This is a genomic window from Streptomyces sp. NPDC041191 (assembly GCF_055591945.1).
Genome location: NZ_JBVIZC010000001.1, coordinates 502,307 through 522,829, shown reverse-complemented (window position 1 = coordinate 522,829; position 20,523 = coordinate 502,307). Strand labels below are relative to the sequence as shown.

Annotated in this window: 19 protein-coding genes and 1 riboswitch; of the genes, 5 read left to right on the top strand and 14 right to left on the bottom strand. The window is 75.1% G+C overall.

Translation table 11 applies throughout. The features are described from left to right. Window positions 1-130 precede the first annotated feature (130 nt). The gene (locus tag ACZ6AQ_RS02320) at window positions 131-901 is read right to left on the bottom strand and encodes a peptidoglycan-binding domain-containing protein (RefSeq protein WP_468756836.1); all 771 of its coding nucleotides are present in this window, start codon (window positions 899-901) and stop codon (window positions 131-133) included. Window positions 902-1,550: 649 nt separating this feature from the next. Between ACZ6AQ_RS02320 and ACZ6AQ_RS02315 the strand changes: the two genes are divergently transcribed. Continuing rightward, on the top strand, window positions 1,551-3,608 hold the full coding sequence (locus tag ACZ6AQ_RS02315) for an MDR family MFS transporter (protein WP_468756835.1): 2,058 nt from the start codon (window positions 1,551-1,553) through the stop codon (window positions 3,606-3,608). A gap of 123 nt (window positions 3,609-3,731) precedes the next feature. Here ACZ6AQ_RS02315 and ACZ6AQ_RS02310 read toward each other — a convergent pair whose 3' ends face one another. Together ACZ6AQ_RS02310 and ACZ6AQ_RS02305 are read right to left on the bottom strand one after the other, a co-directional pair. After that, window positions 3,732-4,217, bottom strand: a complete 486-nt coding sequence (locus ACZ6AQ_RS02310; protein ID WP_468756833.1) for a GNAT family N-acetyltransferase — start codon at window positions 4,215-4,217, stop codon at window positions 3,732-3,734. A 52-nt stretch (window positions 4,218-4,269) separates the two neighbouring features. Next, window positions 4,270-4,593 carry an antibiotic biosynthesis monooxygenase family protein gene (locus tag ACZ6AQ_RS02305; protein WP_388694490.1) on the bottom strand — a complete coding sequence of 108 codons (324 nt, stop codon included), beginning with the start codon at window positions 4,591-4,593 and terminating at the stop codon, window positions 4,270-4,272. 12 nt (window positions 4,594-4,605) lie between these two features. Here ACZ6AQ_RS02305 and ACZ6AQ_RS02300 point away from each other — a divergent pair, with 12 nt between their 5' ends. Further along, the gene (locus tag ACZ6AQ_RS02300) at window positions 4,606-5,694 is read left to right on the top strand and encodes a serpin family protein (RefSeq protein ID WP_468756831.1); all 1,089 of its coding nucleotides are present in this window, start codon (window positions 4,606-4,608) and stop codon (window positions 5,692-5,694) included. A gap of 57 nt (window positions 5,695-5,751) precedes the next feature. Here the strand turns inward: ACZ6AQ_RS02300 and ACZ6AQ_RS02295 are convergent, their stop codons facing one another. From ACZ6AQ_RS02295 to ACZ6AQ_RS02255, 9 genes are all read right to left on the bottom strand, one after another. Beyond that, entirely contained in the window at window positions 5,752-6,420 is a 669-nt protein-coding gene (locus ACZ6AQ_RS02295; protein WP_468756830.1) for an O-methyltransferase, read from the bottom strand. Continuing rightward, a complete protein-coding gene (locus tag ACZ6AQ_RS02290) occupies window positions 6,417-7,526 on the bottom strand; it encodes a DUF2330 domain-containing protein (protein WP_468756829.1) in 1,110 nt (369 codons plus the stop codon). Before ACZ6AQ_RS02290 ends, ACZ6AQ_RS02295 begins: the two co-directional genes overlap by 4 nt. Window positions 7,527-7,650: 124 nt before the next feature. Next, window positions 7,651-8,052 carry an aggregation-promoting factor C-terminal-like domain-containing protein gene (locus ACZ6AQ_RS02285; RefSeq protein ID WP_468756827.1) on the bottom strand — a complete coding sequence of 134 codons (402 nt, stop codon included), beginning with the start codon at window positions 8,050-8,052 and terminating at the stop codon, window positions 7,651-7,653. A gap of 283 nt (window positions 8,053-8,335) precedes the next feature. Beyond that, window positions 8,336-9,199 carry an ECF transporter S component gene (locus tag ACZ6AQ_RS02280; protein WP_468756825.1) on the bottom strand — a complete coding sequence of 288 codons (864 nt, stop codon included), beginning with the start codon at window positions 9,197-9,199 and terminating at the stop codon, window positions 8,336-8,338. Continuing rightward, on the bottom strand, window positions 9,196-11,031 hold the full coding sequence (locus ACZ6AQ_RS02275) for an ABC transporter ATP-binding protein (protein WP_468756824.1): 1,836 nt from the start codon (window positions 11,029-11,031) through the stop codon (window positions 9,196-9,198). The genes ACZ6AQ_RS02280 and ACZ6AQ_RS02275 overlap by 4 nt, the downstream gene beginning before the upstream one ends. After that, the gene (locus ACZ6AQ_RS02270) at window positions 11,028-12,170 is read right to left on the bottom strand and encodes an energy-coupling factor transporter transmembrane protein EcfT (RefSeq protein WP_468756823.1); all 1,143 of its coding nucleotides are present in this window, start codon (window positions 12,168-12,170) and stop codon (window positions 11,028-11,030) included. Before ACZ6AQ_RS02270 ends, ACZ6AQ_RS02275 begins: the two co-directional genes overlap by 4 nt. After that, the gene (locus tag ACZ6AQ_RS02265; protein ID WP_468756822.1) at window positions 12,167-12,832 is read right to left on the bottom strand and encodes an SCO2322 family protein; all 666 of its coding nucleotides are present in this window, start codon (window positions 12,830-12,832) and stop codon (window positions 12,167-12,169) included. Before ACZ6AQ_RS02265 ends, ACZ6AQ_RS02270 begins: the two co-directional genes overlap by 4 nt. Further along, window positions 12,829-14,094 (bottom strand): prenyltransferase/squalene oxidase repeat-containing protein, encoded by a 1,266-nt coding sequence (locus ACZ6AQ_RS02260; protein WP_468756821.1) that lies wholly within the window; start codon window positions 14,092-14,094, stop codon window positions 12,829-12,831. The genes ACZ6AQ_RS02265 and ACZ6AQ_RS02260 overlap by 4 nt, the downstream gene beginning before the upstream one ends. A 92-nt stretch (window positions 14,095-14,186) precedes the next feature. Continuing rightward, a riboswitch (cobalamin riboswitch) is annotated at window positions 14,187-14,261 on the bottom strand. Window positions 14,262-14,409: 148 nt separating this feature from the next. Beyond that, the gene (locus ACZ6AQ_RS02255; protein ID WP_468756819.1) at window positions 14,410-15,036 is read right to left on the bottom strand and encodes a TetR family transcriptional regulator; all 627 of its coding nucleotides are present in this window, start codon (window positions 15,034-15,036) and stop codon (window positions 14,410-14,412) included. A gap of 204 nt (window positions 15,037-15,240) precedes the next feature. Between ACZ6AQ_RS02255 and ACZ6AQ_RS02250 the strand changes: the two genes are divergently transcribed. From ACZ6AQ_RS02250 to ACZ6AQ_RS02240, 3 genes are all read left to right on the top strand, one after another. After that, window positions 15,241-16,551 carry a glycosyltransferase family 4 protein gene (locus ACZ6AQ_RS02250; RefSeq protein ID WP_468756817.1) on the top strand — a complete coding sequence of 437 codons (1,311 nt, stop codon included), beginning with the start codon at window positions 15,241-15,243 and terminating at the stop codon, window positions 16,549-16,551. Between the two features lie 67 nt (window positions 16,552-16,618). Then, window positions 16,619-17,368 (top strand): class I SAM-dependent methyltransferase, encoded by a 750-nt coding sequence (locus ACZ6AQ_RS02245; RefSeq protein WP_388694460.1) that lies wholly within the window; start codon window positions 16,619-16,621, stop codon window positions 17,366-17,368. Then, window positions 17,365-18,444 (top strand): prenyltransferase/squalene oxidase repeat-containing protein, encoded by a 1,080-nt coding sequence (locus ACZ6AQ_RS02240; protein WP_468756816.1) that lies wholly within the window; start codon window positions 17,365-17,367, stop codon window positions 18,442-18,444. The genes ACZ6AQ_RS02245 and ACZ6AQ_RS02240 overlap by 4 nt, the downstream gene beginning before the upstream one ends. A 115-nt stretch (window positions 18,445-18,559) precedes the next feature. Here ACZ6AQ_RS02240 and ACZ6AQ_RS02235 read toward each other — a convergent pair whose 3' ends face one another. Continuing rightward, the gene (locus ACZ6AQ_RS02235; RefSeq protein ID WP_468756815.1) at window positions 18,560-19,414 is read right to left on the bottom strand and encodes a DUF5336 domain-containing protein; all 855 of its coding nucleotides are present in this window, start codon (window positions 19,412-19,414) and stop codon (window positions 18,560-18,562) included. A 100-nt stretch (window positions 19,415-19,514) separates the two neighbouring features. Beyond that, a complete protein-coding gene (locus ACZ6AQ_RS02230; RefSeq protein ID WP_468756813.1) occupies window positions 19,515-20,423 on the bottom strand; it encodes an N-acetylmuramoyl-L-alanine amidase in 909 nt (302 codons plus the stop codon). Between the last annotated feature and the right edge of the window lie 100 nt (window positions 20,424-20,523).

The following is a 20,523-nucleotide window of genomic DNA, read 5'->3' as shown; positions in this document are numbered from 1 at the left end:
CCGGTCAGGGAGTGCGGGCGGGACCACTTTGTTTTTCAACGATACAAAACCGGGGGCAGTCTTGGCCAACCGGACCGTCCGGTGTCCGCATCCTGGGACCGCCGGCACCCCGCGCGGTACCGGCCGCGCCTCAGAAGTCGGACCCTCCGCCCTCCAGGGCCGCGCGCGTGTTCGGTCCGTAGACGCCCGGCGCGTCCCCCCGGACCGACCGCCACTGCTGGAACATCCGCACGGACTTCCTGACCTCGTCGTCGAAGCGGCCGCTGATCGGCCCGTAGTAGGCCCCCACGTTCCTCAGCCGCCACTGGAGCTCCCTCACCTCGGGGCCCTGGTCGCCGTAGGCGAGGGTGGGGGCCTCCTGGTCGGGCCTCCGCGTCTCCTCCGGGGTCCGGGAGGGGGTCGCGGGCCTCGTCGTCGGCGCGGCCGTCGGCGCCGGAGGGGTGGTGACGGCCGGGGGGACGGCCGGCCGGGTCGAGGCGCCGGGACCCGGAGCGGTGGTGCGGGCCGGGGCGGAGGGGGTGGCCGTGCGGGACGGGGAGGCGGTGGCGGTGGCGGAGGCGGAGGGCGTCCGGTGCGGGGTCGGCGACGACGTCGTCGGCTCCGGGCCCGTGGAGGAGGGGGACGGCGCCTCCGACACGGCGGCGTTCAGGGACGCGCTCGTGGTCACCTCGGGCAGGACCGCCCGGTCGTCCGCCTCCTTCCCGCCACCGAGGACGGCGGCGGCCAGGGCGGCGGTGCCCGCCACGGCGGCGGCGGCCACCATCACGACCACCGTGCCCCGCCCCCGCCTCCGCTTCCCGCCGGACGGCGGCGTGCCGCCGGTCCCGTGCAGCAGCAGCGGCATCGTCTCGGAGGGGTCGCCCTCGGCGCCGGGGTACGCGTCCGGGCGCGCTCCCGTCACCGGGGCGGCGGGAACCGTTCCCGCGCGGCCCCCGGGGCGAGAACCCTGAGGGGGGACCCGGGGGCCCGCCGGCGGGACCGCGGCGAGGCGGGCGGTCGGCGGGTCCGCGTCCGCGCCCCCCGCCCCGTACCCCCGCGTTCCCGCCCCGGGGTACGTCCCGCTCCCGGCCCCCGCCCCGTACGCCCCGGCCCCGGGCCCGCCGTGGGCCCCGGTCCCGGCACCCGTCCCGCCATGGGCCCCCGTTCCGTCATGCGCCCCGGCCCCCGTCCCGTACGCCCCGGCTCCCGAACCGCCGTACGCCCCGGCTCCCGGCCCGCCGTACGTCCCCGCCTCCGCCTCCTGCGGCGCGTCCAGCGTCACGTACGGCCTGATCCGGAGCGGATCGAAGTCCTCGGCCGCCGCCGGCTCCGCCCGGACGCAGGCGCAGCCAGGTCTGTGTACACCGCATTCAGGACAGACGTGTCCGGTCATGATGGGCTCCCCTCCCGATACCAATGCGAGCGATTATGCAGCCCACCCCCTCCCTGCGGGGGAACGGGCGTGCCCTTCCGCAGGCCATAACCGGACATTCGGACCAGGATGGAGGAGCTGTCCGAGGTGAACTCTCCGGGGACCCGTCCCGGGAGACGTACGAGGAGACGAGACGACCATGGCCCAGGACCTACGCCCGTCCCCGCCCGGCGCCCCCGCGCCGGGAGAGGCGCAGAGCCACCGCACCGTCCTCGTCGCGATCGGCGCGCTGCTGCTCGGCATGCTGCTCGCCGCACTCGACCAGACCATCGTCTCCACCGCCCTGCCGACCATCGTCAGCGAGCTGGGCGGCATGGAACACCTCTCCTGGGTGGTCACCGCCTACATGCTGGCGTCCACCGCCGCCACCCCCCTCTGGGGCAAACTGGGCGACCAGTACGGACGCAAGAAGCTCTTCCAGTCGGCCATCGTCATCTTCCTGATCGGTTCGGCCCTCTGCGGCATCGCCCAGAACATGCCGCAGCTCATCGCCTTCCGCGCGGTGCAGGGCCTCGGCGGCGGCGGGCTGATGGTCCTGTCCATGGCGATCGTCGGCGACCTCGTCCCGCCCCGGGAGCGCGGCAAGTACCAGGGCCTCTTCGGCGCCGTCTTCGGCGCCACCAGCGTCCTCGGCCCCCTCCTCGGCGGCCTCTTCACCGAGCACCTCTCCTGGCGCTGGGTCTTCTACATCAACCTGCCGGTCGGGGTCGTCGCCCTCTTCGTGATCGCCGCCGTGCTCCACATCCCGGTCCGCTCCACGAAGCACACCATCGACTACCTCGGCACCTTCCTCATCGCCTCGGTCGCCACCTGCCTGGTCCTGGTCGCCTCCCTCGGCGGCACCACCTGGGCCTGGGGCTCGGCGCAGATCATCGGCCTCGCCGTCCTCGGCGTCGTCCTCCTCGTCTGGTTCGTGCGCGTCGAGCGCCGGGCCGCCGAGCCCGTGCTGCCGCTCAAGCTGTTCCGCGTCCGGACCTTCACCCTCGTCTCGCTCATCAGCTTCGTCGTCGGCTTCGCGATGTTCGGGGCGATGACCTACCTGCCGACCTTCCTCCAGGTGGTCCGGGGCATCACCCCGACCATGTCCGGCGTGCACATGCTGCCCATGGTCCTCGGCCTGCTGCTCACCTCGACCGCCTCCGGCCAGATCGTCACCCGCACCGGCCGCTGGAAGGTCTTCCCGATCGCCGGCACCGCCCTCACCGCCGTCGGACTGCTCCTCCTCCACCGCCTGACGGAGACCAGCTCCACCTGGGAGATGAGCGTCTACTTCTTCGTCTTCGGCGCCGGGCTCGGCCTCGTCATGCAGGTCCTCGTCCTCGTCGTGCAGAACGCCGTCTCCTACGAGGACCTCGGCGTCGCCACCTCCGGAGCCACCTTCTTCCGCTCCATCGGCGCGTCCTTCGGCGTCGCCGTCTTCGGCACGATCTTCACCAACCGGCTCACCGGCAAGCTCGAAGACGTCTTCGCCGCGGCGGGACCGAACGTCCCGCCCGGCACCGGCCCCGGGCAGGTCGCGGCCGACCCGCGCGCCCTCGCCCAGCTCCCGCCGAGCCTGCGCCCCGCCGTGCTCCACGCGTACGCCACGTCCATCACCGACGTCTTCCTGTACGCGTCGCCCGTCGTCCTCGTCGCCTTCGTCGTCGCCTGGTTCCTCAAGGAGGACCGGCTCCGCACCTCGGTCACCGCGCCCGACACCACCCAGACCCTCGCCTCCAACCCGGTCGAACGCTCCTCGTACGACGAGTGCGCCCGCGCCCTCTCCGTCCTCGGCTCCCGCGAGGGGCGCAAGGCGATCTACGAGAGGATCACCGCCCGCGCCGGACTCGACCTGCTGCCCGCCGCGAGCTGGCTGCTGCTGCGCATCCGCCGGCACGGCACCGTCGAACCGGCCCGGCTCGCCGAGACCACCCCCGTACCGCTGCGGGTGATCACCGAGGCGTCCCGGCAGGTGGAGGAGCGCCACCTGGTCGCCCGGGAGGGCGTCCAGCTGTTCCTCACCGAGGAGGGCGTACGGGTGACGACGCTGCTCGCCGAGGCGCGGGAGGAGTCGCTCGCCGAACTCCTCGGCGACTGGTGGGGGCCCGACCGGCCCACCGACCTGGTGAAACTGGTGGAGGAACTGACGTCCGAGCTGAACGGCTCGGACGGCGACCGCCCCCACACCCCGCAACCGCCCCGCGACCACCACGGGTGAACGGACGGCCGCCGCCGGGACCGCCGTCGTACCGGACGTCACCGCCGGGACCGCCGCCGTACCGGACTCCCGCCGCCGGACCGCCGTCGTGCCGGGCGCCCGCGCGGGGACCGGCGCGGTGCGTCAGAGCTCCTTGCCGTACCAGATCTCCATGTACGGGCCGGTGCAGTACGCCGGTATCTCCGCGTATCCGTGCCGCACGTACAGGCGTCGCGCCTCGATCAGGTCCAGGCGCGTGTTGAGGACCGTCCGGCGGGCGCCGAGGGCGCGGGCCGCGTCCTCCAGGCCCTCCATCAGGAGGCCGGCGCCGCCGAGGCCGCGGAACGCGTGGCGGACGAAGACCCGGGTCAGCTCGGCGCGCTCCCCGTCCAGGAGCAGCACCCCGCCGCAGGCGGCCGGCTTCCCCCCGTGGCGTCCGACGAGGAACTGCCCGGTGGGCGGGGCGAGCAGGCCGAGCCCCTCGTTCAGCATCTCGTCGTCGTACTCGTCCTCGGCCAGGACGCGGCGGAAGTAACGCCCGGCGACGTCGCCGTAGTAGTCGCGGCGGAGGGCGGTGGCCTCGGGGGTGTCGACGGGCTCGGGGGCGAAGGACCAGGTCATGCGCGCCATTGTGCGGCGCGCACGACCGGCGACGCACCCGGGTTGAGCCGCCGGGCGCGGCTCAGCCCTTGGGGGCCGCCTGCTGGACGACCTCGAACGACCACAGGGTGGACCCGGACGCGGCGGGCTTCGGCCGCTCACCGCCCTCGCCGCCGCCCTGGTGGGCGGCGCGCATGGAACCGTTCATCCAGTTCTGGAAGTCCTCCTCGCTGCGCCAGCGGGTGTACACCAGATACTGGTCGGTGCCCTCCACGGGGCGCAGCAGCTCGAACCACTCGAAGCCGTCGGAGCCCTCCACGGCCCCGGCCCGCGAGGCGAAGCGCCGCTCCAGGACCTCGCGCTGCTCGGCCGGCACGGTCAGGACGTTGATCTTCACGATGCTCATGAAGGGCAGGATATGACTCCTCCTCCCGTTCCCCGCGCGGACGCCGTCCGCGCTCTCGCCGCGCGCTGGCTGCCCCGCCTCGGGGACGGTGACTTCGTCGTCTCGCCGGTCGGGCTGTGGCTGGCGCTCGGGGCCGTCGCGGCCGGGGCGCGGGGGCGCACCGCCGAGGAGTTGCGCGGTCTGCTCGGGGTCGCCGGGGAGGAGGCCGCCGGGGCCGTGACCGTCGCGGGGCGGCGGCTCGCGGCCACGGGCGGGCTCGCGGTGGGTACGGGGGTGTGGGCCCGGGTGCCGGTCCGCGAGGAGTACCGGCGGGGGCTGCCCGGCGTGCGGTTCGGGGAGCTGCGCGGGGACGCGCAGGCCGTCCTCGACGCGTGGGTGCGGGAGGCCACCGGTGGCCGGGTCGATGGGCTGCCGCTCGGCCTCGACGGTTCCGAGGCCCTCGTCCTGCTCAACGCGCTCGCCCTCAAGGCGTCCTGGCGGACCGCTTTCCCCGCGCACCTCACCCGCGACGAGCCCTTCACCGACGGCCGCGGTGCCGTCCGGCCCGTGCCGACCATGCGGCGGCGGGTTCCCGCCGCGTGGGCCTGGCGGGTCGGCGGGGCCACCGTGGTCGAGCTGCCCTGTGCCGGGGAGGACGCCGCCCTGGTGCGGTTCGTGCTCGGCGCGGAGGGGGCCGGGCCCGCCGGGACGCTGCCCGCCGCCTGGGCCGTGCCCGGCGGGCGGGAGGGGTTCGCCGCCGACGCCGTCGACCTCTCCCTGCCGCGCTTCACCCTCCGTACGCGGACCGGGGTGGACGCGCACCTGGCGGCGCTCGGCGTGGTCCGGGCCCTGCGCCCCGGCGCCGACTTCGCGGGCCTGACTCCCGACCCGGCCGGTCTTTTCGTCGACAAGGTGGTGCAGGAGGCGGTGGTCGAGGTCGCCGAGGAGGGCGTCGAGGCGGCGGCCGTCACCGCCGTGCGGATGGCCCGGAGCGCGTCCGCGCCCCGGCGGGAGGCGGTGGAACGGATCGCCTTCGACCGGCCCTTCGGCGTCGTCGTCCTCGATGCCACCGGCGAGGTGCCGCTCTTCGCGGGCTGGCGGTCCGGCACCGGCCCGTCGTGACCCCGCCGGCCGGGCGACCGGCCGCCCGGCCCGCGCCCTGCTCCACCACCCGCGCTCCTACTCCACCACCCGCGCGAGCAGCAGCCCGTCGTGGCCCTTCGTGCCGACCGTCTGGAACGCCGTGGCGTCCAGGCGCGGTTCGCGGGCGATCAGTTCGAACATCTCGCGGATGCCCGTGACGGCCGGGTCGTCCGGGTGCTCGGTGGCGACCCTGCCGTCCCGCACCACGTTGTCGACCACGATCAGGGTGCCCGGCCGGGAGAGCTTCAGGGCCCACTCCACGTAGCGCGGGTTGTTGGCCTTGTCGGCGTCGACGAAGACGAGGTCGAACGGGCCCGCCCCCTCCGCCCCGATCTCCGGCAGGCTGTCCAGGGCCGCGCCCGTCCGCACCTCCACCAGCCCGTCCAGGCCGGCGCGGGCGATGTTGGCGCGGGCCACCTCCGCGTGGGCCGGGTCGTACTCCAGGGTGATGAGCCGGCCGTCGGCGGGCAGCGCGCGGGCCAGCCAGATCGTGCTGTAGCCGCCGAGGGTGCCGATCTCCAGGATTTTCCGGGCGCCCTGCGTCCGGGCGAGCAGGTGGAGCAGCTTGCCCTGGTTGGGGGCGACGGCGATCTCCGGCAGTCCGGCCGCCGCCGAGTCGGCGAGCGCGGCGGACAGCGCCTCGTCGTCCGGGACGAGCAGATCGGTGACGTACTGGTCCACGGCGGTCCATCGGGGGTTCGTCATGCGGCCGAACGTACACCCGCGCCGGCGTCCGCACGGCGTCGTGACGCCCGTACGAGCAGGAGCGCCGTGACGGCCACGAGCAGCGGGCCGCCGCCCACCGTCAGGAGCCAGGCGGGAACGCCGGCGACGGTCAGCAGCCGGTCGGTGTACACGACCCGGCGGTACGGGGTGTCGGCCACCCGCCGCAGGTGGTGGTCGTCGTCGATCCGCTCCGGGTGCGGGAACCGCTGCTCCAGGACGGTCAGATGGACCGGTCCGCCGCCCGCGAGCGCGGCCACGGCGCCCCCGGGGCGCTCGATCCGGCCGGCGAAGGTCACCTCGGGGCGGTCGCCGCCGATGGGGGAGCGGGGCTCCATCCGGTGGTCCGCGAGGACGGAGAGGCCGAGGGACTGGGGGGTCTTCGCGAGCCGGGAGAGCCGCATGGGGTAGACGAGTTCGGGCGAGGCGAAGACGATGCGCAGCGGGGTGAGTTCGCCGCGCAGGACCGCGCCCTTCTCCCGGGGCGCCAGGCGGACCGCGACGTACTCCCACTTCCGCTCGACGTACGGCCGGAGTTCGGCGGTGAGCCGGTCGGGCAGGGCGAAGCCGTTGGTACGGAGCCAGTCGCCGAGGGCGTCCGGGTCGGTGGCGGTCAGCCGGGCCACGTCGAAGGGGCCGAGCCGTTCGCGGCCGACGACGCCGACGCCCCCGCCGGGGGGCGCGCCGGCCCCGATCCCGTCGCCGCGTCCGCCGCCGAAGGGCCAGTCGTCCTCGCGCGGCCAGAAGTGGAAGCGGTCGCGCCGCTCGGGCGCGGTGAGCCGGGCCAGTTCGCCGAAGAGCGCCGGGTCGCCGAGGGTGACGCCGGCCCGGCTCGGCACCGGCATGACCCAGGCGGCCCGTTCGGCGTCGCCGTTCACCCGGAAGCGCATGACGACGGTCTCGGTGTGCCCGTCCCAGCGGACGGCCGACTCCTCGCGGTCGACGCCGATGCGCCGGGACGCGTCCGGGATCATGGCGCCGCAGCCGCAGGCGTACGCCGGTGCGACGAGCGAGCCGAGCTGGAGCGCGAGCAGCGCGACGACGAGCGTCAGGATTCTGGTGGCCGGACGGCGGCGTGTCTCCCCCATGGCGGCTCAGACGCGGCGGGCGGGACTCCGGTTCCGTACGGGCGTTCGGCGCCCGGGAACGCGGCAGGCCCCGCCCCTCCGTGCGGAGGGCGGGGCCGTGCGGGTGCGCGGTGCGGCGGGTTTCTCAGTACCAGCCGTGGGTCTGCCAGAACGCCCAGGCGGCGTTCGGGGAGCCGTAGCGCTCGTTCATGTAGTTGAGACCCCACTTGATCTGGGTGGCGGGGTTCGTCTTCCAGTCGGAGCCGGCCGAGGACATCTTCGAGGCCGGCAGGGCCTGGACCAGGCCGTAGGCGCCGCTGGAGGAGTTGGTGGCCTTGTGGTTCCAGCCGGACTCGTGGGCCACGATCTTGCTGAAGGCGGCGTACTGCGAGGAGGGGACGATCTGTCGCGCGACATCCTGCGGGCTGGCGGCCGAGGCCGAGCCCGTCGTGCCGAGCACCGCACCCGACGCGCCCAGCAGCACGGCTGCGGAGGCGGCGAAGGTCTTCTTGCGGGCGGCGACACGGGTGGTGAGCGAGCGGATCAAGGTTTCTACCTAACTTCGGGGACAAGGTCGCGCCGGGCGTTCCGGGCCGTCCGGAACCAGACCCCGGAGGACCCGGGAACTGGAGGGAACCGGTCGACCGGGGCGATGCGGTGGGCACCGGCTGCCTGGCGACGTCCACCAGAGAAGCAGGACGGGAACCCCCGGCGCAACGACCCCCTGTACGAGGGAGCCTCGGACCCGGGAAGAAGGTCCCGGGAGGGGTATGGGGCATTCCGGCAGGTCAAGGATGGTTACGGAGGTATTTGTACCGTTATGACCGCTACTACGTCCGGTCGTACGTGACCTCGGTCCTATGGCGCGGCTCACTCCGGGAGGGCTCTTCCGGGGCCTCGAATGTGACCCGCGCCTCGAAGTTCGCCCGCCGTGTGGCCCGCCGCAGCGCCCTGAGGAGGGTGCCGCCGACCGTGAGCGTGAGGACGACGGTGAGCACGGCCCGGCCGAGGTCCCAGCCGAGGGAGGTGGTGGTGACGTACGCGAGGAAACGGACCAGGTTCTCGTGGAGCGGGGCGCCCGGCCGGAAGGAGACGCCGCTGCCCAGGCCCTGGAGCAGGACCCAGCCCTGGAGGTTCATGACCGTTCCGTACGCGAAGGCCGCCGCGAACCCGTACGCGGAGAGCATCAGCAGCTCCGCCCGGCCCCGCAGGCCCCGCTGCCCCGGCAACAGTCCGGCCCCCATCGTGAACCAGCCCATCGCCAGCATCTGGAACGGCATCCAGGGGCCCACGCCGCCCGTGAGCAGCGCGGAAGCGAACATCGTCACCGCGCCCAGGACGAAGCCGAAGCCCGGACCCAGGACCCGGCCGCTCAGCACCATCAGGAAGAACATCGGCTCCAGGCCGGCCGTCCCCGCCCCCAGCGGGCGCAGCGCCGCCCCCACGGCGGCGAGCACGCCCAGCATCGCGACCGCCTTGGCGTCCATGCCGGAGTCCGCGATCGTCGCCACCACCACCGCGACGAGCAGCGGCAGCAGCGCGGCGAACAGCCACGGGGCGTCACCGGCGTGCGACGTCACCGCCGAGCCGGCGTCCGCGAACAGGGGCCAGCAGAAGGCGGCGATCCCGATCAGGGAGACGAGGGCGAGGGCGGCGACCGAGCGGGGGCCGAGGCGGAGGGGGCGGGCGCTCATTCCGCTCCCTCCGGCCCCGCCAGCGCCCGCTCCACCTGCTCGACCGTGAGCCACGGCCGCGGGGCCAGGATCTTGGCCACCTGCGGCGAGAACGCGGGCGAGGAGACGACGACCTCGGCCGTCGGGCCGTCCGCGACGACCTCGCCGTCCGCGACGATCACCACCCGGTGCACCAGCTCGGCCGCCAGCTCCACGTCGTGCGTGGCGAGCACGATCGCGTGCCCGTCCGCCGCGAGGGCGCGCAGGTGCGCGATCAGGCGGGCCTTGGCCGCGTAGTCCAGGCCCCGGGTCGGCTCGTCGAGGAGGAGGAGCGGCGGGCGGGCGGTCAGGACGACGGCGAGCGCGAGGGCGAGCCGCTGGCCCTCGGACAGGTCCCGGGGATGGGTGTCGTCCGTGACGCCCGGCAGCAGCTCGGACACCAGGGCCCGGCAGGTGCCGTCCGCCGCGCCCGCGTCCGCGTCGGCCGCCGCGCACTCGGCGGCGACGGTGTCCGCGTAGAGGAGGTCCCTCGGCTCCTGCGGCACCAGGCCGACCCGGCGGATCAGCTCGCGCGGGTCGGTGGCGTGCGGGGCCCGGCCCGCGATCCGGACGGTGCCGGAGGTGGGGGCGATCATGCCGACGAGGGCGGAGAGGAGGGTCGACTTCCCGGCGCCGTTCCGTCCCATGAGCGCGACGGTCTCGCCGGGGGCGACCCTCAGGTCGATCCCGCGGAGGGCTTCCACGCGGCCCCGGCGGACGCCGAGGGAGTCGACGAGGACGAGGGGGGCGGGAGGGGAGGAAGGGGAGGAAGGGGCGAGGGGGGAGGCGGGAGCCCCGCCCGTCCGTGCCCGTTCCGGCCGCCACCGTCGCGAGAGGAAGGGGAACCCCCCGCCCCGCTTCCCGCCGGGCCCGGAGTCCGGGACGGCGCCCCGGCCGGAGGAGGGGACGGCACCCCGGCCGGAATCCGGGACGGCGCCCCGGCCGGAGGAAGAAGAAGAGGAAGAAGAGAGGGAGGAGACGGGACGGGGAGCGGGGTCCACCGGGACCCGGCCCTCCAGGCGGGCCTTGAGGTCCCCCGCCCTCCGCCGCGCGTCCCGCACCGTCAGGGGGAGCGGCGACCACCCCGCCACCCGGCCCAGCGACACCACCGGCGGACGGACCGGCGAGACGGCCATGACCTCGGCCGGCGGTCCCATCAGCGCCTCCGGCAGGAGGAGGACCCGGTCCGCGTACTGGACGACGCGTTCGAGGCGGTGCTCCGCGAGGAGGACCGTCGTGCCGAGGTCGTGGACCAGGCGCTGGAGGACCGCGAGGACGTCCTCCGCCGCCGACGGGTCGAGCGCGGAGGTCGGCTCGTCGAGGACGAGCACCTTGGGGTGCGGGGTGAGGACGGAGCCGATCGCGACCCGCTGGCGCTGGCCGCCGGAGAGCGTGGCGATCGGCCGGTCGCGGAGCTCGGCGAGGCCGAGCAGGTCCAGGGTCTCCTCGACCCGGCGCCGCATCACGCCGGGCGCGAGCCCCAGGGACTCCATCCCGTACGCCAGCTCGTCCTCGACCGTGTCGGTGACGAAGTGGGCCGACGGGTCCTGGCCGACCGTGCCCACCACGTCCGCCAGCTCGCGCGGCGGGTGGGTGCGCGTGTCGCGGCCGTCGACCGTCACCCGGCCGGTCAGGGTGCCGCCCGTGAAGTGGGGGACGAGACCGGAGACCGCGCCGAGGAGGGTCGACTTGCCGACGCCCGAGGGCCCCACCAGGAGGACGAGTTCCCCCTCGGGGACGGTGAGGTCGAGGTTCCGCAGCGTGGGCTCGGCGTCCTCCTCGTACCTCACCGAGACGTTCTCGAAGCGGATCACGGACTCTCCTCGGGTACGGGGGCCACGAACGCGGGCACCAGGCCCACCAGGACCGACACGGCCGGCCAGAGCGGCAGGTCGGGGGCGACCAGGGGGACGACCCCCGGGTGCAGCGCCTCCGGGGCGTACGCGTTCGCCCGGATCATCAGAACCGCGACCGCCACGCCCGAGCCCGCCACCAGCCAGGCCCGCGCGCCCCACCGGTCGGGCCGGTACCGGGTCCGCACCGTGCGGCGCCCGCCGAGCCGGAGCCCGGCCACGGCGGCGAGGACCCCGGCGCCGAGCAGCGGGAGGCCGTACCCCGCGCCCTCCGCCGCGAGCAGCCCGTACGAGCCGGCGCAGATGCCGAGGAGACCGCCGAGGGTCAGGACGTTCGTGGTGCGGCGCACGGACGCGGGGACGCGGGCCGTCCGCCCGTAGCCCCGCGCGTCCATGGAGGCCGCCACCGCGATCGAGCGTTCGAGGGCCCCCTCCAGGACCGGCAGGCCGATCCGGAGGACCGCCCGGACCCCGCCCGTGGGGCGGCCCCGCAGCCGGCGGGCGGTCCGCAGCCGGGCCACGTCGGCGACCATGTTCGGCGCGAAGGTCATCGCCACGACGACGGCGACCCCCGCTTCGTACAGCGCTCCCGGCAGCGACTTGAGCAGCCGCGCCGGGTTGGCGAGCGCGTTCGCGGCGCCCACGCAGATCAACAGGGTCGCCAGCTTCGCGCCGTCGTACACCGCGAACAGCAGCTGTTCGGCCGTCACCCGGCCCCCGATCCGCACCCCCCGCGCCCAGTCGGGCAGCGGCACCTCGGGCAGCGTGAAGAGGGGGTGGGTGCCCGGGACCGGGGAGCCGAGGAGGAGGGAGAAGAGGACGCGGAGGGCCACCACGAACAGGCCCAGCTTCACGAACGCGCCGTACGAGCGGGCCCACGGCGCGTCCGTGCGGCGGGCCGCGACGACGTACCCGGCGACCCCGACGACCAGGCCGAGCAGGAGCGGGTTGGTGGTGCGGGAGGCGGCGACGGCCAGGCCGAGCGCCCACAGCCACCACGCCCCCGCGTGCAGGGCGTTGGCCCGGCTCGCCACGGGGGCCGTGAGCGCGCCGCGGAACGCGCCGCGACGGGGTGCGGTGCTGCGGGGGGCGGTGCTCATCCGCGGTGGCGGGCCTTCCAGATCGCCGCCCCGCCGAGGGCCAGGACGGCCGCCCCGCCGGCGAGCACGCCGACGGACGGGCCGCCGACCGGCTTGCCGGAGGCCGTGGGCGCGGCCGGGGCGGGGGACTCCTCGCCGACCGGCTCGCCGCAGCCCCGCGCCGGGTAGCCCGCGATCCCGCAGAGCATGCCCCCGCTGTCGTACCGCAGCGGTTTCACCACGGCGGCCAGCGCCTCCGCGCCCGTCGCGCCGTCGCGGACCCGCGCGCAGCCGGTCCTGACCGGCCGCGCCGGCGGGGCCTCGCCCGGCGGGGCGTCGGCCGGGCCGCCGAAGTCGACGACGACCGCGATCCGCCGCGTGCCGTCCTGCTCCGCCACGCCCGCGCAGATCCCCGCGAAGTCCGGGGCGGCGGAGGGCCGGGAGGCGCTGTCGGCCTCCCGGCCGACCGCGAAGCGGAAACCGATCGTGTCGCCGTCGGCGGGACGGGCGGTCGCCGGCCCCTGGGTGGCGTACGCCCAGGGCCTGCCGGTCCCGCCCTCCCAGAACGACCAGTAGCGGTAGCCGGTGGCGTGCGCCGGGGTGGCCACCGCCCCGGCGAGGGTCAGGAGCACTCCGGCGGCGGCGCCCGCGGCCCCGGCCCTGCGGAAGGCGACGGCGGTCACTTCTTGCGGCCGCTCACGTAGAAGCCGATGCCGACGCCGACGAGCGTGCCGATGCCGATGATCCACCAGAGGTCGAAGCCGCGGCCCTCGTCGTCGCTGGTGGAGGAGGCGGAGGTGTCGGGGCTCTTGGGCGCGGGGCCGGCGGCGTTGAGCTGCTCGACCAGGTCGGCCGTGCCGAACTCGCGCGGGTCGGTCTCCGTCGCGCGGGCGGCCAGGATCAGCTGGGCGTAGGCGGCCGGGCCGCCCTCCTTCGCCCAGGCGGCGGAGTTCTTCTCCAGCCACTCCAGGGCGGGCTTGGCCTGCTTGGCCGCGCCGGCGGCGGCGAGCGCCACGACGGCGTCGGCGGTGTTGCCGACGTCGGGCTGCCCGGTGGTGGCTGCGGTGCCGGTGGCGCCCGGCATCGGCGGCAGGGTGAGGTGGCCGGTCTTCGCGAGGGCCCCGGCCAGGTAGGAGGCGCCGTTCAGGGCGGCCCGCTCGGCGGTCGGCTTCGTCAGGTCGGCGCAGGCCGGCGGCTGGTCGGGGGACGCCTTGGTGGCGACGAGGCTCTTGCCGAGCCCGGCGAGGGTGGCGGCGGCGGTCGCGTCGGCGTTGGCGACCAGCTTCCCGTCCTTGTCCGGCTGGTAGGCGAAGGCGCCGGGGCCCTCCTTGTCGGTGCAGGGCAGCGCGAAGGAGAGGAGCGCGTCGTAGGGGGTGCGGCCCTTGGCGGAGACGAACGAGACGGGCCGGGCGCCGGTCGCGGCGAGCGCGCCGACGACGACCGAGGTGGAGTTGGCGTCGCTGGCGCCGCCGGGGTTGTAGCTCCAGCCGCCGTCCTCGTTCTGCACGGTCTTCAGCCAGTCGGTGCCGGCCTTGACGGCCCGGTCGGCCTTCTCCGGGGCGGCGGCCTGGCCGCGGACGGCGGCGAGCGCCTGCACGGCGACGGCGGTGGCGTTGGTGTCCCGCATCGTCTTCGCGTCGCAGGGCTTCGCGGTGTCCGCGCGGTACGAGGGGAAGGCGCCGTCGGCGCACTGCTGGCCGAGCAGCCACTCCACGGCCCGGTCGGCGGGCTGGTAGCCGGTGGCGCGCTGGGCGAGGAAGGCGAGCGACTGGCGCCAGACGCCGTCGTACGTCGGGTCCTTCGTGCCGTACAGGCCGGACCCGGCAGAACCTGAGGAGGCGGCGGAGGGGGCCGGGGCGGGCGCGGCGGAAGCGTGCCCGGCGGCTCCGGCGCCGAGTACGGCGACGGCGGCGGTGAGCGCGGCGGCGCGGCGGACGGTGTTCATGGAGCCCTCTCCTGCGGCCGGGCACGGCACGCCTCGGGGCACCGGGCTCGGCTCCGTGTTCCTCGACGGTGCCGGCGGTCACGTCCCGGGCGGGGCATTCCGGCTCGTCCCCCCGGACGGAGGGCCTCACGGCTGCGGGTCAGCGCCGGACTCGCACCGGCTTCCCCCCCCCGCACGGGCATGATGCGACCCGCTCACTCTACCGGCCCTTACGCGCTGCTCACCCGGGATGTGCCCGGCCCCGCACCGGCCCGTGCGGACGACGGCGGGCCCGCCGTCCCGGGGTCCGGCTTCCGCGTCCCGGCCCCTCCGCCCCTACGCGTCCCCCGCCGTCACGTCGATCAGCCGGCACACCGTCTCGATGTCGATCTTCACCTGGGCGATCGAGGACCGTCCCGACAGCCACGTGATCAGCGCCGAGTGCCAGGTGTGCTCGATCACCCGGACCACCGAGCGCCGGGCCGGCGTCGGGTGTCCGGTCCCCATCGCGTCCAGGACGATCGCGGTCGTCAGCCGCGAGACCTCGTCCACCTCGGCGCTCACGCTCCGGTCCGCGAAGATCAGCGCCCGCACCATCGCGTCGGCCAGCTGCGGCTCCCGCTGGAGGGCCCGGAAGGCCCGCATCAGGGTCTCCGCGACCCGCTCCGCCGGGTCCGCGCCCGCCGGGGGCCGCTTGCGCAGCGTGGTGTGCAGGTGCCGGAGCTGGTCCTGCATCACCGCGACGAGCAGGTGGATCTTCGAGGGGAAGTAGCGGTACAGCGTGCCCAGGGCCACGCCCGCCTCCTCGGCCACCTCCCGCATCTGCACGGCGTCGAAGCCGCCCCGCGACGCGAGCCGCGTGCTGGCGTCCAGGATGCGCCGCCGCCGCTCCTCCTGGCGCTCCGTGAGGGGCGCTGCGGGGCCGTGGTCCGCGCCGTGGTCCGCTCTGTTCTCTGCGGTCATGGGATCCCGTTCCGTGCGGTGGGGAGCGGCGGTACGGCGGTGGCGCCGTGGCGCGAATCACCCGCTCCGGATCTCACCGCGGCACTACCTGCCGGTAGATTCTGTCCTCCCGGACGACCGGGCGGCGGCCGGGTCTGTAACTTGTTCTAGGTTAACGCCAGCGGTTACGCTCCGGCGAAACGCACGCTCGAAGAGGGGTCGCGCATGACCGCTGAGGCCATAGAGGCGGGCCCCCGTCCGGGCGTCACCGGAGACGGTGACGGTCCGTTGCGGATCGCCCTCCTCACGTACAAGGGGAATCCCTTCTGCGGGGGCCAGGGCGTCTACGTCCGGCACCTCTCCCGCGAACTCGCCCGCCTCGGCCACACCGTCGAGGTCATCGGCTCCCAGCCGTACCCGACGCTCGACGAGGGCGTGCCGCTCACCGAGATCGCCAGCCTCGACCTCTACCGCTCGCCGGACCCCTTCCGGACCCCGAAGCGCGACGAGTACCGCGACTGGATCGACGCCCTGGAAGTCGCCACCATGTGGACCGGCGGCTTCCCCGAGCCGCTCACCTTCTCCCTGCGGGCCCGGCGCCTGCTCGCCGCCCGCCGCGGCGACTTCGACGTCGTCCACGACAACCAGACCCTCGGGTACGGCCTCCTCGGCGGCCCCCGCGCGCTCGGCGCGCCCCTGGTCACCACGATCCACCACCCCATCACCGTCGACCGGCGGCTCGAACTCGACGCCGCCGCCGGCTGGAAGCGCCGCGCCTCCGTCCGCCGCTGGTACGCCTTCACCCGCATGCAGAAGAAGGTCGCCCGCCGCCTGCCGTCCGTGCTCACCGTCTCCGGCACCTCCCGCCAGGAGATCGTGGAGCACCTCGGCGTACGGGAGGACCGCATCCGGGTCGTCCACATCGGCGCCGACACCGGCCTCTGGTCCCCGGACCCGTCCGTCGCCGAGGTCCCCGGCCGGATCGTCACCACCTCCAGCGCCGACGTCCCCCTCAAGGGCCTGATCCACCTGATCGAGGCGCTGGCCAAGCTCCGCACCGAGAATCCCGACGCGCACCTCGTCGTCGTCGGCAGGCGCGCCGAGGACGGCCCGGTCGCGCGGGCCATCGAGCGGTACGGCCTCGAAGGAGCCGTCGAGTTCGTCAAGGGCGTCACCGACGCCGAACTCGTCGATCTCGTCCGCTCGGCCCAGGTCTCCTGCGTGCCCTCCCTGTACGAGGGGTTCTCGCTGCCCGCCGCCGAGGCCATGGCCACCGGCACCCCGCTCGTCGCCACCACCGGCGGCGCGATCCCCGAGGTCGCGGGCCCCGACGGCGAGACCTGCCTCGCGGTGCCGCCCGGCGACGCGGGCGCGCTCGCCGCCGCCCTCGGCCGGGTCCTCGGCGATCCCGGCCTGCGGGCCCGCCTCGGCGCCGCCGGCCGGGAACGGGTCCTGGAGCGCTTCACCTGGGCCCGCGCGGCCCGGGGCACCGAGGAGCTCTACCGCGAGGCCGTCGCCCGCCGCGCCCGCCGGTGACCACCGCGCACGAACCGAACGACCCCCACCCGCGCCACCCCCGCCCCGATCGCGAAGGCAGGCCCTCGTGCTGACCGTCGACTTCACCCGCTTCCCGCTCGCCCCCGGCGACCGCGTGCTCGACCTGGGCTGCGGTGCGGGCCGGCACGCCTTCGAGTGCTACCGGCGCGGCGCCCGGGTCGTGGCCCTCGACCGGAACGGCGAGGAGATCCGCGAGGTCGCCAAGTGGTTCGCCGCCATGAAGGAGGCCGGGGAGGCCCCCGCCGGGGCCACCGCCACCGCGATGGAGGGCGACGCCCTCAACCTGCCGTTCCCCGACGAGTCCTTCGACGTCGTGATCATCTCCGAGGTCATGGAGCACATCCCGGACGACAAGGGCGTGCTCGCCGAGATGGTCCGCGTCCTCAGGCCGGGCGGCCGGATCGCGGTCACCGTCCCGCGCTACGGCCCCGAGAAGGTCTGCTGGGCGCTCTCCGACGAGTACCACGAGGTCGAGGGCGGCCACATCCGCATCTACAAGGCCGACGAACTCCTCACCCGGATCAGGGAGGCCGGCCTCAGGCCGTACGGCACCCACCACGCGCACGCGCTGCACGCGCCGTACTGGTGGCTGAAGTGCGCGTTCGGCGTGGACAACGACAAGGCGCTGCCGGTCCGCGCCTACCACAAGCTCCTGGTCTGGGACATCATGAAGAAGCCCGCCCTGACCCGGGTCGCCGAGCAGCTGCTCAACCCGGTGGTCGGCAAGAGCTTCGTGGCGTACGCGACCAAGCCCCACCTGCCCGGGGCCGAGCCGTCCGGAGCCGACACCCCGTGACCTCTCCCGAGCACATCGCCGAACACCTCCTCCTGCCCGGCGTGCTCACCGCCGAGCAGGCCGCCGGGACCGTCGCCGGAATCCTCGCCGTGCAGCGCGAGGACGGCGCCATCCCCTGGTTCCGGGGCCACCACCTCGACCCGTGGGACCACACCGAGGCCGCCATGGCCCTGGACGCCGCCGGGGAGCACGACGCCGCCGCCCGCGCCTACGCCTGGCTCGCCCGGCACCAGAACGACGACGGCTCCTGGTACGCGGCCTACGACGACGGCGACCCGGAGCGGGTCACCGACCGGAGCCGGGAGACCAACTTCGTCGCGTACGTCGCCGTCGGCGTCTGGCACCACTACCTGTCCACCGGCGACGACGCCTTCCTCGACCGGATGTGGCCCGTCGTCTACGCGGCCGTGGAGTTCGTCCTCCGCCTCCAGCAGCCCGGCGGCCAGATCGGCTGGAAGCGCGAGCCGACCGGCGAGGCCGTGACCGACGCGCTCCTCACCGGCAGCTCCTCGATCCACCAGGCCCTGCGCTGCGCCCTCGCCGTCGCCGAGGCCCGCGAGGAGCCGCAGCCGGACTGGGAGCTGGCGGCCGGGGCGCTCGGCCACGCGATCCGCCGCCACCCCGAGCGCTTCCTCGACAAGTCCCGCTACTCGATGGACTGGTACTACCCGGTCCTCGGCGGCGCGGTCACCGGCGAGGAGGCGAGGGCCCGCATCGACGCGTCCTGGGACGCGTTCGTCGTGCCCGGTCTCGGCGTGCGCTGCGTGATCCCGAACCCGTGGGTCACCGGCGGCGAGAGCTGCGAACTCGCCCTCGCCCTCTGGGCGGTGGGGGAGTCCGACCGGGCCCTCACGATCCTCCAGGACATCCAGCACCTGCGGGCCCCGAACGGCATGTACTGGACGGGGTACGTCTTCGAGGGCGACCGGGCCGTCTGGCCGGAGGAGCAGACGAGCTGGACCGCCGGCTCCCTGCTGCTCGCGGTGGCGGCCCTCGGCGGCGACGAGGCCACGGTCGCCGTCTTCGGCGGCGAACGCCTCCCCACCGGCCTCGAACCCGACTGCTGCGGGGGCTGATCCCCGCCCCGGACCGCCCGCGTATACGGCCCGCTCGCGCGGGAAGAAGGCGACGGCCCCCGACCGGAAGGGATTCCGGTCGGGGGCCGTCGTGCGGGGCCGTGCGCGAGTGCGGTCAGCCGCGCTGGATGCTGGTGGTGTCCTGGAGGACGCCGCGCCGCCCGTCCTGCGTCTGGGCCACCAGGGCCTGGCCGCGCTGGTCGACCGCCAGGTACCAGGTGCCCGGCGCCAGCTCGGCGATCGGGGCCTGGGAGCCGTCCTCCGCGTACAGCGGACGGGCGACCGGGACGGCGAACCAGAACGGGGCGAAGTCCGACGACGGCTGCGGCTGCGCCTGTGCCTGCGGCTCGGACGGCCTCGGGTCCTGCTGCTGCGGGGCGGCGGCCGCCTGCGCGCCGAACGGCCGGCCCGCGCCGTGCGAGGCGTCCGGCTGCGCCCCGTACGGCTGCGGCGCGCCCGGGTAGCCGTAGCCGCCGGGGACGCCCTGCACGCCGTGCTGGCCCCCCTGCGTGCCGTACGGCTGCGGGGCCTGCGGACGCGGCGCGCTCACCAGCGGGGCCTTGAGGGCCGGGACCAGCGGGCCGGCCACTGCGGCGGCGGCGAGGACCAGGGAGGCGATCAGGCCGAGGATCAGGGCCGGGCCGGCGTTGCCCGCCTCGAAGACCCACATGAGCAGGGTCCAGGCGGAGGCGATGGTGAACGCGGCACCGACCTGGCCGAGTTCCAGGCCGGCCACCTTGCGCTGCTGCGGCAGGGCGCGGGAGGCGACGACCAGGGCCGCGCCCGCGATGGCGAGGAGGAAGGTGCCCCAGCCGAGGTAGGACAACTCCCACGGGTTGGGGTACTCGACCTGGTCGCAGACCGCGTTGGGGCCGTCACAGCCGTAGACGTCCAGGAACGAGGCGATGAACAGCACCACCGCTGCGCCGATCAGCACGCCATCGCCTCGGGTGAGGGAGCGGATATTCACGTAAGAGTCCTTCGTCGGTTCGTCGTCGCGTCGGGTGGCGCTCAAGGCCGTGGCACGGGGGCGGCCCCATGGTACGGAGCGAATCTATCGCTCGCGGGTTCTACCCCACGAGGTAGGTGGCGATGCCGTCCGCGATGCCCTGGGCCGCCTTCTGCCGCCACGCCTCCGACGTGAGCAGCAGCGCGTCCTTCGGATCCCGCATATTGCCGCATTCGACGAAGACCTTGGGGACGGTCGAGAGATTCAGTCCGCCCAGATCGTCCCGTACGTCCAATCCCGTACCGGAGCCGAGGTAGTTGGCGGGGGCCGTCCCGGTGGCGCGCGCGAACCGGTCCGCGATCCGTTCGCCCAGCTCGCGGGAGGGGCCGACGATCCCCGCGGTGTCGGCGGAGCCCTCCCGGACGCGTGCGGGCAGGATCACATGGAATCCGCGGTGCCCGGCGGCCGAACCGTCCGCGTGGACGGAGACCGCGGCGTCCGCGCGGGCCTCGTTGCCGGTCCGGGCCCGCTCGTCGACGCACGGGCCCCAGGGGCGGTCGGCGTCGTGGGTGAACACCACCTCGGCGCCGCGCGCGGTGAGCAGGTCCCGCAGACGGCGGGAGACGTCGAGGGTGAAGGCGGCCTCGGTGTATCCGGCGTTCGTGGACGTGCCCGTGGTGTCGCACTCCTTGCTCTTCGTCCCGATGTTCACCTTCCGGTTGATCTCCCCGGGGTGCCGGAAGTTGCCGGGGTTGTGCCCGGGATCGACGAGCACCGTCCGCCCGGCGAGGGGGCGGCTCCCCGGAGCGGCCGGCGGGGCGGAGGAGACCGGCGACGAGGAGGACGGGGAGGGCGTACGGCCCGGTCCGGGGCCGTTCCCGGCGGCGGAGGACTCCGGGGAGCCCGGGGCCTTCCCCGGGGACGGGAGGGTCTGCGGGGCCCCGCACCCGGCGAGCGCGGCACAGCACCCGGCGGCGGCGAGGGCGAGGGCGAGGGTGGGGCGGGCGGTCTTCCGGTGGTCGTTCGGCACCCGGAGACTTTAGGCCCTGGGCGTGGCGAAAATCCGCAGGGACAGGTCGCAGGTTGGTCACCGCCCGCCCATATCGGTGGACGCGTGTGCGCGGAGGGTG